The 16,142-nt window shown below is 45.8% G+C and carries 16 protein-coding genes; 7 read left to right on the forward strand and 9 right to left on the reverse strand.

Annotated elements, in window-relative coordinates; genetic code table 11:
- The first annotated feature begins 213 nt into the window (after positions 1–213).
- The 5 genes from G475_RS0119330 to aroA all read left to right on the forward strand — a co-directional run bounded on the left by G475_RS0119330 (position 214) and on the right by aroA (position 5,191).
- Complete coding sequence (locus G475_RS0119330) at positions 214–1,494, forward strand: alcohol acetyltransferase (protein ID WP_026702685.1); 1,281 nt, start codon at positions 214–216, stop codon at positions 1,492–1,494.
- Positions 1,481–2,155: a DUF6320 domain-containing protein gene (locus tag G475_RS0119335; protein ID WP_026702686.1), complete on the forward strand. Its 675-nt coding sequence runs from the start codon at positions 1,481–1,483 to the stop codon at positions 2,153–2,155. Before G475_RS0119330 ends, G475_RS0119335 begins: the two co-directional genes overlap by 14 nt.
- Before the next feature lie 124 nt (positions 2,156–2,279).
- The gene (locus G475_RS0119340; RefSeq protein WP_026702687.1) at positions 2,280–3,038 is read left to right on the forward strand and encodes an amidohydrolase family protein; all 759 of its coding nucleotides are present in this window, start codon (positions 2,280–2,282) and stop codon (positions 3,036–3,038) included.
- 5 nt (positions 3,039–3,043) lie between these two features.
- On the forward strand, positions 3,044–3,631 hold the full coding sequence (locus G475_RS26520; RefSeq protein ID WP_051302738.1) for a nucleoside/nucleotide kinase family protein: 588 nt from the start codon (positions 3,044–3,046) through the stop codon (positions 3,629–3,631).
- 195 nt (positions 3,632–3,826) lie between these two features.
- The gene (gene aroA, locus G475_RS0119350) at positions 3,827–5,191 is read left to right on the forward strand and encodes a 3-phosphoshikimate 1-carboxyvinyltransferase (RefSeq protein WP_035712021.1); all 1,365 of its coding nucleotides are present in this window, start codon (positions 3,827–3,829) and stop codon (positions 5,189–5,191) included.
- Between the two features lie 357 nt (positions 5,192–5,548).
- On the opposite strand, the gene G475_RS0119360 is transcribed toward aroA, so the two are convergent.
- From G475_RS0119360 to G475_RS0119375, 4 genes are all read right to left on the reverse strand, one after another.
- The gene (locus G475_RS0119360) at positions 5,549–5,767 is read right to left on the reverse strand and encodes an SDR family NAD(P)-dependent oxidoreductase (protein ID WP_026702689.1); all 219 of its coding nucleotides are present in this window, start codon (positions 5,765–5,767) and stop codon (positions 5,549–5,551) included.
- Positions 5,768–5,825: 58 nt separating this feature from the next.
- A complete protein-coding gene (locus tag G475_RS0119365) occupies positions 5,826–6,776 on the reverse strand; it encodes an aldo/keto reductase (protein ID WP_026702690.1) in 951 nt (316 codons plus the stop codon).
- A gap of 107 nt (positions 6,777–6,883) precedes the next feature.
- A complete protein-coding gene (locus G475_RS0119370) occupies positions 6,884–7,702 on the reverse strand; it encodes a helix-turn-helix transcriptional regulator (protein ID WP_026702691.1) in 819 nt (272 codons plus the stop codon).
- A 242-nt stretch (positions 7,703–7,944) separates the two neighbouring features.
- Positions 7,945–8,682: an SDR family oxidoreductase gene (locus G475_RS0119375; RefSeq protein ID WP_026702692.1), complete on the reverse strand. Its 738-nt coding sequence runs from the start codon at positions 8,680–8,682 to the stop codon at positions 7,945–7,947.
- 170 nt (positions 8,683–8,852) lie between these two features.
- Between G475_RS0119375 and G475_RS0119380 the strand changes: the two genes are divergently transcribed.
- Entirely contained in the window at positions 8,853–9,770 is a 918-nt protein-coding gene (locus G475_RS0119380) for an AraC family transcriptional regulator (RefSeq protein WP_026702693.1), read from the forward strand.
- Between the two features lie 308 nt (positions 9,771–10,078).
- Here the strand turns inward: G475_RS0119380 and melA are convergent, their stop codons facing one another.
- The gene (gene melA / locus G475_RS0119385; protein ID WP_026702694.1) at positions 10,079–11,380 is read right to left on the reverse strand and encodes an alpha-glucosidase/alpha-galactosidase; all 1,302 of its coding nucleotides are present in this window, start codon (positions 11,378–11,380) and stop codon (positions 10,079–10,081) included.
- A gap of 103 nt (positions 11,381–11,483) precedes the next feature.
- On the opposite strand from melA, the gene G475_RS25725 reads away from it, so the two are divergent.
- On the forward strand, positions 11,484–12,374 hold the full coding sequence (locus tag G475_RS25725; protein WP_051302740.1) for an AraC family transcriptional regulator: 891 nt from the start codon (positions 11,484–11,486) through the stop codon (positions 12,372–12,374).
- Positions 12,375–12,406: 32 nt separating this feature from the next.
- On the opposite strand, the gene G475_RS0119395 is transcribed toward G475_RS25725, so the two are convergent.
- The 4 genes from G475_RS0119395 to G475_RS0119410 form a co-directional block, all read right to left on the reverse strand.
- Positions 12,407–13,657 (reverse strand): threonine synthase, encoded by a 1,251-nt coding sequence (locus tag G475_RS0119395; RefSeq protein WP_051302742.1) that lies wholly within the window; start codon positions 13,655–13,657, stop codon positions 12,407–12,409.
- The gene (locus tag G475_RS0119400) at positions 13,657–14,295 is read right to left on the reverse strand and encodes a YpmS family protein (protein WP_026702696.1); all 639 of its coding nucleotides are present in this window, start codon (positions 14,293–14,295) and stop codon (positions 13,657–13,659) included. The genes G475_RS0119395 and G475_RS0119400 overlap by 1 nt, the downstream gene beginning before the upstream one ends.
- Entirely contained in the window at positions 14,288–15,250 is a 963-nt protein-coding gene (locus G475_RS0119405; RefSeq protein WP_026702697.1) for an SGNH/GDSL hydrolase family protein, read from the reverse strand. The genes G475_RS0119400 and G475_RS0119405 overlap by 8 nt, the downstream gene beginning before the upstream one ends.
- Positions 15,251–15,915: 665 nt before the next feature.
- Positions 15,916–16,142: transposase (locus tag G475_RS0119410; protein WP_026702698.1), on the reverse strand; the 227-nt coding region annotated here is incomplete at its 5' end.

The raw sequence follows: 16,142 nt of genomic DNA on the forward strand, positions 1-16,142 counted from the left end.
CTGTTCGTGTGGTGGAGTTTAAGGACTTAAGTAAAAGGCATCAAACAAATTCCCTATATCTCTTATTTGTCTGTAGCGATTCCTGAGCACATTTATCTTAACTTCATTGTGGGAACTGCTGGTATATCGATGGTTCTCACGTTATTTATATGCTGTATTGCTGCGGCATTCGTGTGAAATGCCGCTCATAGAAGGTCAGGAGGATAAGAGGCAATGCAAAGATGGTACAAAATTGATAATGCTGGAAAAATTTTTCATGCGGTTAAAAAAGCCACAAACTCATCTGTTTTTAGAGTATCCATGCTTTTACATGAAGAAGTCGAACACGAGAAATTGCAAGAGGCAGTAGATATTGTGTTAAAAAGATTCCCCACGTTGGCTGTAAGGCTGCACAAAGGTGTTTTCTGGGACTTTATGGAGGGTAACGAAAACAGGCTGGTCACCGAGCAAGAAACAGATTATCCCTGTCAACCTATCGATCCTTCCAGCAACAATGGGTATCTGATGAGGGTGCTTTATTACAAACGAAGAATTTCTGTTGAAATGTTTCATTCTCTGACCGATGGCTCAGGGGCGGTTGAATTTTTAAAATCGTTGGTTTATCAATATTTATCTCTTAAAGGAAAAAATGTCGAAGCAGAGGGCAAGGTAATGTTGCCCGGAGAATTGCCGAGTAGATATGAAACCGAGGATAGCTATGAAAAGCATTATAAAAAAATCGAGGGGAATAAAAAGAAGGGAGCCAGAGCTTTTCATATTGAAGGGACCCCTTTTGAGCACCCGGGAAACAATGTGATTCATGGCGTGTTAGATAGTACAGCAGTGAAGACAGCGGCGAAACAACACGGTACCACGATCACGGGATTTTTAACAACGATTTTGATTAACGCTATCTATTTAGAGGCGACTCGTTATGGAAATAACGAAGACCCGGTAAAGATTGCAATCCCGGTTAACTTGCGTCGATTATTTCCATCTAAAACCATACGAAATTTTTTTGGAATCGTTAATATTGGCATGTTTGTTTCGGAAAACATGCCTTTTCAAACGGTATTACAAGAAATCTCTACACAATTAAAACGAAAGACGGAAAAACAGCATTTGTACGAGCAAATTTACGATAACATGAAGCGGCAGAAAATGCTTTCGGCAAGATTTATCCCTGTATGGATCAAACATATTGCCATGCGTTATGGGTTTAAGCATTTAGGGGAGCAATTGAAAACAATGACGCTTTCCAATCTCGGTCACATCCAGTTGCCAACAGCCATGAACGAACAAGTGGATCGGATGGAACTTGTGATGTACCCGACAGACAACAGTCCAATCAATTGCGGCATCTGTTCGGTCAATGATCAATTAACGATTACGTTTTCACGATCCATTATCGAAACAGATATTATTAAAAGTTTTTTTCGTTACCTTACTCAAACCATTGGTCTAGAGGTTAAAGTGTATTCGAACAATTGGGGGATAAACGGTGAAACAATGTAAGGATTGTCAAGTTATGATCGAAGACAACAGCGTAAAATGTCCCTTATGCTTTAAATCCGTTGTTGAAAAAAGGTCAACTTCCGACTGCACTTTTTATCCCGTAGGCCATAGACCCGAAGCAATGGCTGCGGGACGTTTATTTCCAAACATTAATTTATTTGTATCCGTTTTGATTATCAGTACGTGTTTGCTAATCAATATACTGACGACCCCCAATCATTTGTGGTTTATATATGTAATCGCGCCGGTTCTTTATCTTTTGCTTTTGTTTAATCACACCTTGTTGTCAAAATCCCATGTAGGTTCCAAAATCATTCTGCAAGTCTTGGGGCTTTCCAGCCTGCTATTTTTTCTGGATTACAATACGGGTTTTGAACGGTGGTCTGTGAATATTGTGCATCCTTTTCTAGTTATTGGCGCAACGTTGCTCATTACAGTCATTATCATCGTACAAAGAATGAGGTGGCGGGACTATGTCGGCTATATCACCACAATGATCCTGTTGGGCTTCATGCCCCTTGCCCTATATTTAACCGGAATATCGAGTTCCCTATGGGCGAGCGCGGGGGCGGCTTTATACGCATTACTGACACTCATTGGTATGTTTTTGTTTTCTGATCAAAGTTTTAAAAATGATTTAAAACGACGATTTCACTTTTGAAGCAAAAGAACATAAATGCTCTATCCGAAAACTTATAAACAGTCCATATAAAATGATGCGCAGCAGAAGCAGGAATAAATGGCCGCGGTGACGAATGGTAAAGACAGAAGGAGCGCGGTACGTGATGCAGGTGTTTGATGCTCATTTTCATATTATTGACCCCGATTTTCCACTTCAGTCCAATCAGGGATATACCCCGCTGTTGTACCGCACGGAGGATTATCTGCAGGAAGCAGAGAAATACTCCATGACAGGAGGAGTGGTCGTTTCTGGTTCATTTCAGGGATATGACCAGTCCTATCTGATACATGCTCTCGAGAAGCTCGGCCCCGGATTCGTAGGTGTAACGCAGCTTCCCCCGTCTGTCACAGAAGAGAAAGTGCTGGAGCTTCATGAAAAAGGAGTCCGAGGCGTTCGTTTTAATATTAAAAGGGGCGGTCGGGAACAGCTTAGGCATATGGAAGAATTGGCCCGGAAGGTGCATCGCTGGACGGGGTGGCACGCCGAATTATATGTGGAAGCTTCCATGCTGGAAGAGTTAAAGCCCGTAATAAAGCGGCTCCCAGCTATTTCGGTGGACCATCTCGGATTAACAGCAGCAGGTTTCGAAACGCTGCTTGAATTAGCCGCAGAAGGGATGCGGGTGAAAGCCACTGGTTTTGGCCGCGTAGATCTGAATGTACCAGAAGCCCTTGCGCGGATTTATCAGGCTAATTCGGAAGCGCTTCTGTTTGGCACCGATCTTCCTTCCACCAGAGCACCACGGCCGTTTCAAGCGAGTGATATAGAGATTATAAAAGAAGTGCTGGGGGAAAAAGGGCAGAGAAACGTTCTTTATGAAAATGCGAAAAAATGGTACCGTATCGAACCTGACAAGGAATGATAGCTATGCCGATCATTTGTATAGAAGGTCCGCCGGCTGCCGGAAAAACCACGGCCGCCCTGGAGCTGGAAGACAGGTACGGGGCTTATGTCGTGCCGGAAACCCCTTTTCAGCAGGGGGAAAGCAGCTGGAATCAATGCGTGAATCAGGTAGAACGCTGGCGTCAGGCGCTTGAAAAATCAGGGCAGTATGCCGTCGTCGTGTTGGACGGAGATATTTTTGCCCCGCTGGTGTATGCTTCCTTGTGGAAGGATGCAGTGTCGCTGCAACAGTTAAATGAGCATTTTCAGTCAGTCTTTTTGGAACAGAAAATAGGACTGCCGGATCATTATGTTTATCTCTATGCTTCTCCTGCCACTCGTCAAAAAAGAATGGCCGGTGGGAGGGGAGTTCAAAGGGAAATACCGGCCGAAACCCATCACCGGTATTACACACGTTTTTTACAACGAATCCCGACAAGTATGCAGGAAATCCGGGCAGGACATGAAGAAACAGCAGCCCGTGAAATCATGAGAAAGCTTTCTCCCATCCCGGAGCACCGGTATGAGATCCAATCATTTCAGTGTATGCAGAACATTTTACGGCAAGTGTAATCGCAGTCCATAATGATATGATAAAATAAAACAATGATGCCATTTTTACATAAAGTGAAACTTCCATCAGGGGGGGATTTTTACCCCCTTGATGGATAGTTAAACCAATCGGGGAGTTAGTCGTCCGTTATCTCCCGCTTACGGAGTTGAAGCGGGAGTTTTACGGACGCTTAGCACCGGGATAAAGAAAGGACGATGGAGATGGGTGAACCAGATTTTAGAGCACGATCCCCATGGGCCGCGTTAAATGATGTGGAGAATGTATCCATTGCCCCGCTTAAAGAGAGCCGGGTGCAGTCCAACATAACCATTCCAGGAAGCAAAAGCTTCACTAACCGGGCGCTGATTATGGCAGCATTGGCTGAGGGGAAGTCTACCCTTTCCGGAATATTGAAAAGTGACGATTCGTATTGGTGCATCGATGCGCTGCAGAAACTTGGAGCGGCAGCGGAAGTGAGCGGAGACACGGTCGTAATGGAAGGGTGCGGCGGCAGCTGGCCGGCAGACAACGCTGATCTTTACATAGGAGCTGCAGGTACCATTGCCCGCTTTCTACCCGGAGCGCTGGCTGTGGGAGACCATGGCACCTTCACGGTGGAAGCCAGTACGCGTATGAGTGAACGGCCGGTCCAGCCCTTGATCGAAGCATTGCAGACCCTGGGGGCAGAGGTGGAATATCTGGAGAAAGAAGGGTTTTATCCTCTCCGTCTGCAGGCACGAGGACTAAAAGGCGGGAATGTTTCAATTTCCGGCAAAGTCTCAAGCCAATTCATCAGCGGACTGCTGCTTGCCGGTCCTTATGCAAAAGAGACCCTTCAGTTGACGATTCCGGATTATATTGTGCAGCACGCTTACGTGAAAATTACGATTGATTTGATGAAGCAATTCGGAGCAGATGTGGAATATAACGAAGATCTGACAGAAATGAAAGTTCCGGCGGGAGGATACACGGGGCAGAATATGGCCCTGGAGGCAGATGCCTCGACCGCCAGTTACTTCATGGCCCTAGCAGCGATTAATAACGGCCGGATCCGCATTAATAACTTGACGATGCAGACGAACCAGCCGGATATTTACATGGTGGATATATATGAAAAAATGGGCTGCACGGTCATTAAAGGGGAAGAATTTATTGAAATCCAGGGGGTTCCGCAGCTAAAAGGAGATTTTGAAATCAGCATGAAGGAAATGTCGGATCAGACTCTTACTCTTGCTGCTATCGCTCCCTTTGCAGACGGTCCGATTACCATCACTGATGTCGAACATATTCGTCATCATGAATCCGACCGTATTCACGCGGCGTGTACAGAACTCCGGAAAATGGGGATTAAAGTGCAGGAATTCTCCGACGGGCTGAAAGTGTATCCCGGCACTCCGGTCGGGGTGGAACTGCATTCCTACGATGATCACCGCGTCGCCATGGCCTTATCTCTGATCGGAACAAAAGTACCTGGTGTCTCTATTGAAGATCCCGGCTGCGTTTCTAAAACCTGCCCCACCTTTTATGATTTACTCGCGCAGCTCGGTGTGGCTGTTTCGTATAAAAGGAAAAAAGCGTAATCAACAGGATACTGCCAGTGTAAACAGCCCCGGGAACTTGGAATGAGGGTCTGAAGCGTTATCATTGAAAATTTGCCTATCGAATATAATAAAGGCAGAGACATCGACGTGCCTCTGCTTGAGAAAGAAGTGAACAATCCCTCCATGAGGATAGTTAAAGAATAGTCTAAAGAAAACCCATCCTTCATTAGAGTGGCCGCTCTAAAGGATGGGTTTTCACTTTCTATGGCCAGACACGAGAACAAGCAGTACGGTCAGCACGACCATCAGGATCTTGAAGCTGAAAATGGAGAATTGGACATAATGCCCGCATTCAAAAAGATGGCATAACTTTAGAGAACTTTTCTTTCGTCAGCTCTACGATTTTTGATCATCTTCTGGTTTCGTTACATTCGTTACTCCGATAAACGCTTCTCCGCCTTCTCCCTTTATGTCAGAAGATATTTTTTGAAGGTGATTTTCCCGACGAGTTGCCAAAGCTGCTTTAGCCCCTTTACTTGCTAATAGTTTGACCGTTGCTTCGCCAATACCTGAAGAAGCACCTGTGATAATAACGACTTCAACCTGTTCCTTCATTGATTGAATTTACAATAAACAGGGGGGCTGCACTTTGGTGCATCAAGAAAGTGTCTGGTTAGAAATTACCGAAACGGCTTCCTGCGGCTACGCCTTTGGGAGATATGCGTTCAATCTCTGCCAGATCATCAGCTGTTAGCGTCACTTGCAGCGCGCCAAAGTTTTCCTGCACACGTTCCAATCGTTTCGTTCCTGGAATCGGAACGATCTGCTCACCTTGACCCAGGAGCCAGGCCAGACTCAGTTGGGCGGGGGTGCAGCCTTTCTGTGCGGCCATTTTCACGATCAAGGAGACGACCTCAACATTCTTGACGAAGTTCTCGCCTTGGAACCTCGGGAAATGGCGTCGATAGTCATCTTCCGGCAAATCCTCAAATTTCTTGATCTGACCGGTCAGGAAGCCACGTCCAAGAGGGCTGTAAGGGACTAAGCCGATATCCAGCTCCTTTAGAGCCAGGAGGACTTCATCCTCCACTTCCCTGCTCCATAGGGAATACTCGGTTTCGACTGCGGTAATCGGATGCACCGCATGCGCTCTTCGGATGATATCGGCTGGCGCCTCCGACAACCCAATATATCGGATTTTCCCTTGCTTGACGAGATCGGCTAACGTTTCGACCGTTTCTTCGATGGGGGTATCAGGATCGGGTCGATGTTGGTAATAGAGGTCAATATAATCCAGTCCCAGGCTATAGAGGCTGGCATCAACGGATTTCTTGATGTAGGCAGGGTCTCCTTTCGGACCTTGACCGTGCGTAATGCCAAATTTGGTGGCTATAACGGCCTCGTCGCGTCGGCCTTTTAGCGCTCGCCCAACTAATTTCTCATTTCCACCGAACTTCCCGAGCGAGAACTCACCGTATAGATCAGCCGTATCAAACATCGTCACACCCAAATCCAATGCCCCCCGGATCGTGCGCACAGATTCGTCGTTATCAGGCATCATCATCGTTCCGAGGCCGATGGCCGACACTTCTAACCCCTCGTTACCCAATTTTCTTCTCTGCAACATAAAGCTTCCCTCACTTCAACAAATCTATCTTCTGATTTTGATACACCCTTATTCTAAACGGTCCTGAATGAGGGAGCCACACTTCGTTTTTACTGGTAAAAAAATTACCTGTCAGCATTTTTTTCATCTGTTATCGGCGTGTAGATACATATGTGAAGTTCAGGGCTGTCGGACAGATTCACCAATGAATTGATGTCAAAAGTAACGGTTTTATTGACGCCGGGGCGCTGTAGAGTAATACGTTTTACTTTTTTGAGTTGTACATCGTAGGCCTTCCACATCCGATCAAATTCCACACTGTTCATGCGAAGATGCTTCACCGTATCCTCAAACCAGGGATCGTCTCGGTGTTTGTCATAATATGTCCTGAAGACGGCAACCGAATAACTTGCAAACTCTTCTATATTCACGATGCGACGGCGCATTTCCATATTTTCAAATAACAACCGAATAAAATAACGGTCTTCAACAGGAATGGAAGGAAAGTCAGCTACCCTTTCTTTGGCTGCTTCGTTCCAAGCGAGAACTTCCGTCCTCTCATTGGTAATATAAGAAGGGTAATCTACTTGATCGATAACCATCTGCATTTGGGGATCTACTGCCATCGGGACTGGATGAGGCGTATTAGACGAGTGTGGATTCCATAACTGAAATAAATGACTCTTCTCCTCCGGTGATAATTGGAGCGCTTTGGCGATGCTATCGATCACATCCCTGGAAGCGGTATATTCCCTTCCTTGTTCCAGCCAGGTATAGTAAGTGACACTTACATCTGCCAGTATGGCGACTTCCTCACGCCGCAGTCCGGGCGTCTTCCGTTGCCCGTTGGAGAAGCTAAGCCCCACATCCTTGGGTGAAAGACGTTCTCTGCGTGATTTGAGAAACGATCCCATCGTTTTTGCTTTGCTGTTACTAACAGTCATAAGACGATCATCACCTCCATGATTGCAATGAAGATATCCAATTGAAAACAAATCAATTCTCGTGATTCGGAACATGGTTTATTATAGGTAGCGGCAATTACTAAGGTTTTTATCTATTTAAGTGTAGCATACCCTAATATAAAGGATAATACCTTTCTCTCTTACTCCACTAAGGGATAATCTCTTGTCAATGCAAAAGAAATAATCGACTTCAAGGACGTCGCTCAAATGGTTTATTACTTTTAATTGAAACCGCCATTCACGCGCAGTGTCTGTCCCGTGATCCAACCGGATTGTTCACGAACCAGCAGTTCCACAGCATCGGCGATATCTTCGGGTTCCCCCAATCGTTGAAAAGCATTCATTTTGGACAAATTTGCAATCATCTCTTCGGATTTGCCTCTTGTGAACAGTTCAGTATTCACGGGACCCGGTGCAATGCAGTTGATTGTAATTCCACTGGGTGCAAACTCTTTGGCCAATTGCCGGGTAATTTGCTCCACAGCTCCTTTCGTTGCGGCATAGACACTGTATGCTGGGAACATGCCGCCCAATACGGAAGTGGAAACGTTCAAGATCCTGCCCCCTAGCTCCATATGATTCATTGCCTGCTGACAAGCGAAATAGGTGCCCTTTACATTCATGGCAAAATGCCGGTCAAAATCCTCTTCCGTCACATCCTTTATCATTTTGTTTTCCATAATGCCCACATTGTTGATCAAGATGTCGACCCGTCCCATCTGTTCAACGGTTTCCGCAAACAGCCTTTCCAACGCGCCGATGTTGCCAATGTCTGCCTGCACGGCAATGGCGTTTCCACCGGCGTTTACGATCGAATTGACCGTTTCTTTAGCCTTCTCCCGACTTGCCGAATAATTGACGACCACGTTGGCGCCACACGCAGCCAATCTTATGGCAATGGACTGGCCGATCCCTCTTGAGGCTCCGGTTACGATTGCGACTTTCCCTTGCAAATCCATGTTTTATCCACCCTTCCTACTCAAATTGCTGTATGACCTGCAAGTTCATTGTAGGGGGTATGCTTTGCGACCCGGTAGATCAATCATGGATGATCATTGCCTGATCCTCTTCCATTTGATAAGATAACTTTCACATACTGGCGACATTTGAATTTGAAAGGAGTAATGAAATGGAACAAGGGAAAGTACAGGGTCATCAGAAAGAACTGGCCGATCAGGTTGAACGTTTCACCCGTTTTGACGCCACGCATGATACCGACATTCCTTTTCTACAAATGATGCGTGCGTCTCGAAATTCCGCTCCTATGCATTCAGTCTATTCTTCTTCCCTTTGCTTTGTGGCGCAAGGCGCTAAAATGGCGATGTTGGGCAAAGAAAACTATCATTACGATCCGACCTCCTTTCTAGTCACTTCTGTGCATCTGCCCATCGCCAGCAAAATTATCGAAGCTTCGCCGGAAAGGCCGTTTCTGGGGGTTAAAATATATTTTAGTGCGGATGACATACTGGACATTATAAAAGAGTCGAATTCCTCCTGGGGGAAAGGCGGGGAATCAGAAAGGGGCATATTTATCGGTCAATCGACCTCTTTGTTGTACGATGCGATCATGAGGCTTGTTCGACTTCTGGATGCGCCTGATGAGATTCCGGTTCTTGCCCCGCTCATCAAAAGGGAAATTATTTACCGCGTCCTGCAGGACGAAAAAGGCGACTGGATCAAGACGATTTTCAACAGCGGCAGCCATGCGCATTCGATCTCCAAAGTTATTCAGCTGATCAAGCGGGACTATGACAAGCCGCTTCGTATTGACCGGTTGGTGAGAGAAGCCAATCTAAGCGCGTCTGCTCTTCATAAGCATTTTAAAAAAATCACCTCCATGAGTCCGCTGCAGTATCAAAAAAGGATTCGGCTGCAGGAGGCGCGTAGTCTATTAATCTCCGAATCGCTGGAAGCCATTGATGCGGGGTTTCGGGTCGGCTATGAGAGCCCCTCCCAATTCAATCGGGAATATGCCAGAATGTTCGGACTCCCGCCCATAAAGGATGCCAAACAAATGCGGGAAGTCTCGATCCCTTCGACACTTTGATTTTTTTGCTCTAGAACACGATCGCGTCTCACATGATCGGTATAATAGATTCTAGATGCAACGGAGTACCCTTTAAGGATGGGGTTTATAAAACCACATTTTGTTTTGTTGCCCTCTTTGAAGGCCGTTTGCATCGCTAATGAGGCAGGGGCAGTTCACCGCTGCCCCTTAAGGATAAATGTTTTTAAGGCTTCCACAGACTATTCCCAAGGGATATCTATACCCGTCTGTCCCCGCTGTGCCAAGATTTCAAACGAATTTCCTCGTCATTTTGCCATGTAACCCTGTCACGGAGAGGAAGGCGGTGGTTAGTAAAAAACCGGCAGCCAGCTGCCATGGGCTTCGATAAGATCATCACAGAGAGAAATGATGTCATCGATAGAAAGCTCTGCGGCGGTATGAGGGTCGAGCATAGCTGCCTGATAAAGGTGTTCTTTTTTTCTACTTACGGCAGCTTCTACGGTAAGCAGCTGTGTGTTTATATTGGTACGGTTCAACGCAGCAAGTTGTTCAGGCAGGGCCCCGACAGCAGTTGGTCTTACCCCGTTTCCATCTACAAGACAAGGGACCTCTACGCAGGCCTTTTCCGGAAGATTGCTGATTAACCCACCCGTATTCATCACGTTACCCCCAATGCGAAACGGTGTATCCGTCTCCATCGCTTCTATCATACCGGCGGCATACTCATCGGTACGCTCATGGGTAACCGTCTGCTCCTGTACCAGCTGACTTCGCACCGCTTTCCAGTTATTAATTTGTTCCACGCAGCGGCGAGGGTATTCATCCAGTGGGATATTATAACGGTCAATTAACTCCGGATACTGGCTTTTGATGAAGTAAGGGTGGTATTCCGCATTGTGTTCGGATGATTCTGTCACGTAGTATCCAAAGCGCTGCATGAGTTCAAAACGGACCATGTCCTGATGGGGATGCTGTTGTTTTTCAGCAGCTCTCTGCTTAATCTCGGGGTAGAGATCTTCGCCATTTTGATGAATCTCCAGCAGCCAGGCCATATGGTTAATGCCGGCGATGGTAGACTGTACGTTTTCTGTGGATAGGCCGAGAGAATCCAGGAGTTCTGGTACACAGCTCTGGACACTGTGACATAAACCAACCGTTTTCACCCCGCCTTCTTCCTTCATAATTTTTGTCAACGCTGCCATTGGGTTCGTATAATTGAAAAACCATGCGTCGGGGCAGACTTCCTGCATGTCGTTGGCGATATCAAGAAGAACAGGAGCGGTCCGCAGGGTACGGAAGATGCCGCCGATGCCGGCCGTATCTCCAATCGTCTGGCGCAGGCCGTACTTCTTCGGAATCTCAAAGTCTGTTATTGTGCAGGGTTCATAGCCGCCGACCTGGATGGCATTAATGACATATTTAGATCCCCGGAGTGCTTCTTTTCGATCTCTGTAAGGGGCAATATGAACACGGCTGTTGGTGGTATGTTTCAGCTTATTCAGCAGGGTTTCTGAATCTTTTAAACGTTGTTCATCGATATCAAACAGAGCAAATTCAAAATGCTGCAGAGCAGGAATGAACATGCAGTCGCCCAGGATATTTTTCGCAAATACCGTACTTCCCGCCCCAATAAACGTTATCTTATCCATTTCTGTTACCTCCCCATAGAATAAATTTGCTTTGTATAATTTTATAGTAATGAATGATGAAAAGGGATACAATGGTAATATCATGCGTATGGAGGGTAAAAAATTGCTTATTGATGAAAACAGATTTGGGACATACGGCATTCGGTTTCATGACACAAGCAAAAAAGACACCGCCAATATCTGGTCCATTGGGTTAGAAAAGCAGACCTCCACCACCTATGACTGGGATGGAAGAAATCGAAAGGAGGAGGATGTATATGTGTTTCAATATACGTTATCCGGAAAGGGTGTAATAGAAGCCGAAGGACGCTTATTTGTGTTAAAGCCGGGGGATGGTTTTTTTGTACACATCCCGGGAGATCACCGCTATTATTTACCTGAATATGCCGAAGGGCCATGGATCTTTATTTATATCACCCTGTTTGGCACAGAAGCCGCCGCCTGCTGGCATGCTATTTACGAACAGGCGGGAATGATCGTTTCCATTCCTAAAGAAAAAACGGTCATACAGAAGCTATTTCATTTGTATGAACAAGTACAAAGGGAAGAAATGACAGATATGTATACAGCTTCGGCCAGAGCCTATGAATTTTTGATGGAATGCCGGCGGTATATTTATGATATGGATGCTCCGAGAGCAGAGCTTCCCCCTGCTATTTTACGAGCATTGGATTACATGGCATCCCATTATTATGAAACGATGGGGCTGGAAGACTGTGCCCAAGCAGCTGGTTTAAGTAAATATCATTTTAACCGGAAATTCAGGGAGTACACCGGCCTTACTCCTTCCCAGTATATAACAAAACAGCGGATTGAAAGGGCAGTGGAATTGCTGCACAGTACTTCGTTTTCCGTGAAAGAAATTGCCGCAAAAGTCGGTTATGCGGATGCAAACTATTTTCATAAAGTATTTCGAAAATATGTAGGCACGTCTCCCGTGGAATTGAGGAAAGGAGAAATCATTCCGCCGATGGACCGTTTATTTATTCATTGACGGAGGTTTTTAAAAAAGCTGGGTGGAGGGTTTCAGAGTTCATCATCGGCAGCAAGGATAGGTACACTTACATCAAAGGCTTCGGGAGATTTAATCCCCATTCCCGTATTCACACAAACCACGGTATCCTCAGGATGAAGCCATGCTTCTTCCCGAAGACGGCGAACACCGGCAAAAGCAGCGGCACCTTCAGGAGAAATAAATGTTCCTTCTTTGCGGGTAATCCATCGTTGTTCTGCCAGAAGATCGTGCTCACAAACCGCAACAGCACATCCCTTTGTCTCATAAATCGCATTTAATACAAGAAAGTCACCGATCGAAGCGGGAACGTTAATATCAAAGGCAGCCGTGTAGGATTCCGGGTGGTTGTCTGCAGTTGTCTGGTGTTTTTCATAGGCCTCCACAATCGGGGCGCAGCTTTCGGCTTGAACGGCAACGAGCCTGGGTATTTTTTCTGAATCCACCCACCCCAGCTCCATCAATTCCTGCATTGCTTTATATATTCCTATAAATTCTGCTCCTTCGCCGACAGGGCAGGCAATAACGTCGGGAAGCTTCCATTGGAGCTGTTCTGCCAGCTCCAGACCCATCGTCTTTTTTCCTTCAATACGGTAAGGCTCCTTGAAAGGAGAGGCATCGAACCACCCATATTTCTGAACCGCATGGCTGATGATCGTTCCGGCGTCGTGGATCAATCCATTAACAAGGTGAAGATCGGCCCCGGCAGCGGCACATTCCTTCCTGGAAATAATCGGAGCTTCCACCGGCATGACAATATGAGAAGTGATGGAAGCGCGGCTGCCATACAAAGACCAAGCAGCCCCCGCGTTGCCGTTGGCTGGCATAGCAATATCTGTTATCTTCCATTCTTTTGCTTTGGAAATACCGGCTGCAGCGCCGCGGGCTTTGGAAGAACCGGAAGGAAGCAGGCTTTCATCTTTCATGAATAAATGATCCACTCCATAATTTTTTCCGGTTTTGATCATTTCCACCAACGGGGTCATCCCTTCGCCTAATGAGACAATATCGTTTTCCTTTTTAACGGGCAGTAATTCATGATAACGCCAAAGCGAAGGAGGCCTTGCCATAACGGTTTCTTTCCGAAATTGAACCTTCAGGGCATCCATGTCATAGGCTGCCAGAAGGGGAGAGCCGCATTGGCATAGATGGGCCGGCTCTTTTGCGGAGTATTCCTGGCTGCAGGTAGGACAATACAGATGGGAAAGGTAGCTGAAAGCTTGAAACACTAAACATTCCCTTCTTTCTCTATCCAAAAAGGACATTAGGATTGGATATAATTCATAATGGTGCGCTGATTGAACGGCAGGCTTTCATAAGGAGCGTGTACACTAAAGGAGATCTCATCGTTTTCCAGATCAAATTGTTCGGCCCGTACTTGAATATTGCCGTTGCTGATATCGGTGACCGCAACATAAATATTTTCCCGCCCCGGATTCACTTCTATCCATTCAGGCATCTCATAATTACGCTTAATATACTGCAGCACTTGACTATTTGGGAGCTGGAGCCGTCCCAGACGTATCGATTCCTGCTGCAAAAGAAGGTCTCCATTTTCCTGGACTTCGGGTTCGAGCTGAACGGTGGCAGGAATTTGTTGATTAAAAGCCTGCACCGAACCTGAGAGTTCAACGGTGTTATTTAAATCTACGGAATAGGAAACCTTTTGACTTTGTGGCAGTTGACTAATGTACTGTTCGATTAACTGGTTCAAATTCTCCTTATCCGATTCAATCGTAAAAGCTACATCTTTTTCCTCGGTTTCGTTTGCGGAAGGAGAAATGGGGTCGGCCGGGGGGACATTGAGTACAAGGAAAAGCCACAAAATAACGCCCAAATTAATCGTTAATAGGGAGATAAACAACCATTTCCATAAAACTGCAGCTTTTATTTTTTTATTCATTCTGGCTCGCCTCGTCAGATTCCGTGTTATCCTGATACTGTTCTATTCCGGGTTCAATATAATCCAAGACCCGGTCCGCGATAGAAGCGTACCCTCGTTGGTTTGGATGGAAATTATCCTCCGAAAAATACCCTGTTCCTGCATACTGGAAAATGTCCTGTATGGGAATGAAGACGGCATTGTCCTGTTCGGCGGTGACGTCTCTGCCTATCGTATTCCAGTCTCCTACTATTTGGTTTAGTTCAGGAATATTAGAGAAGTACATATTAAAAGGATTATATATTCCCACGAGATAAATAGGCACCTCTTCATTTTGTGCTCTTATACGGTCAAATATTAATTCCAATCTTTCCTCGTAATTATCTTTTTCATCGGCAAAAGCTTCATAGGTCAAATCTGTCATATTGGCTCTAACGATTTTCATGATGTCATTAGCACCTACGGTAAGCAGAATCATATCTGCATCTTTTACAGAAGAGGAGATATTAGGTTTTTCCAGGCGTCTCAATATCTGATCGCTGCGGTTGCCCCGTTTTCCGTAATTTTTAATGGTTATAGAAGATTCTAATTCGCTCTTTTTCAAGGACTTTTCCAGAATTCCCACGTAGCCGCCATCTTTGGTGGAGTCCCCCACTCCCTGGGTCAACGAATCACCGATGGCTACAATATTCATATCTGATTCAATCAATATGTGCCGGGTTTCGTTGATGACAGACGCTACGGCTTCCTGTATATCATTGTCAAACGAGGTTTCCGCTTCTTCTTGGGCAGAAGAGGTTTTATTTTCCATAGAGGCCGGGTTATTTTCCTTACGGGACCCGTCTCGTTCCTCAGAGATATGGGATTGTATTTCCCCCGGGGGCTGTCCTGACAAGGAACTGCTGATGAGCCATGCGCCGGAGGGCATCATTAGTAAAAAAACAAGCCCGAGTAAGATAAGAGCCTTTTTTTTCATGTGGTATCACACCTAAAAATATTCATTCCTGCGGTTCAAAAAATAAACGGGAATCGCGTGATTTTGTTATATGAGAATATCATAATTTCGTCAGATTGAAAAACAGTAGAGATGAAAAGGGGATGTTTTCTTATTTCCAGTATATCAGGTAAAGGGCTCAGGTGGGAAAAGCTTTCCCTTTTTAAGAAAATAAAAAACGTCCATCTTTCAGGGGACGCTGAGTGTAAAACTGGAGGCTGAATACCTACAAAGGATGGAGCTTGAGCTTTTTCTTATCGTTTGGTGACAGGTTTTATTGGGATCGTTTCCGAGGGAAGTCAGGGAGACCGGCATGCCACGCTCAGCACAAAGCTCGCAGACTCCATTTTCTGCTGATATGCGGACGACGCCTCTCTTTCACTGAAGCGGGAGGACATTTATTCCGCTATTTCTTCCATTTTTCGTATTTTGGAGGGGGAATCGGACATTTATGCCGTTATTTTCCCTTTTCAATGTAAAAAAAGCAGGCCGGGGGCCGAATAGCGGAACATATGTCCGAAAAAGCTGCTTCAGTCGGTCACGTCAATAATTTTGTGTAAGATGGCAGGGACCCTTTATGAACACTAGAATTATTTCTTTTATTCCTCCCACCTTCCCCTAGGGGAAGGTGGGAGGAATTTTTCATTTTAGCTCGTGGTTCCATATTTTTCCCAAAACTTTTGTTGAAGCTCTGCCTTCTTCTTCGCAAAGCCGTGAGCCGTTTGTTGTTTGTTCTCATTAAACCGAATGCATTGGAGATAAATCATTTTCTCCACCGCCCGTTCGGTAGGGAAGGTGACACTCTTTTTGCTTCGGCGTTTGATTTCCGACATGAAGCGTTCTATCATGTTTGTACAATAAAGCTGCCGCTGCA

Source organism: Salibacterium aidingense DSM 18341, assembly GCF_000429685.1.
GTDB classification, from domain to species: Bacteria; Bacillota; Bacilli; order Bacillales; family Marinococcaceae; genus Salibacterium; species Salibacterium aidingense.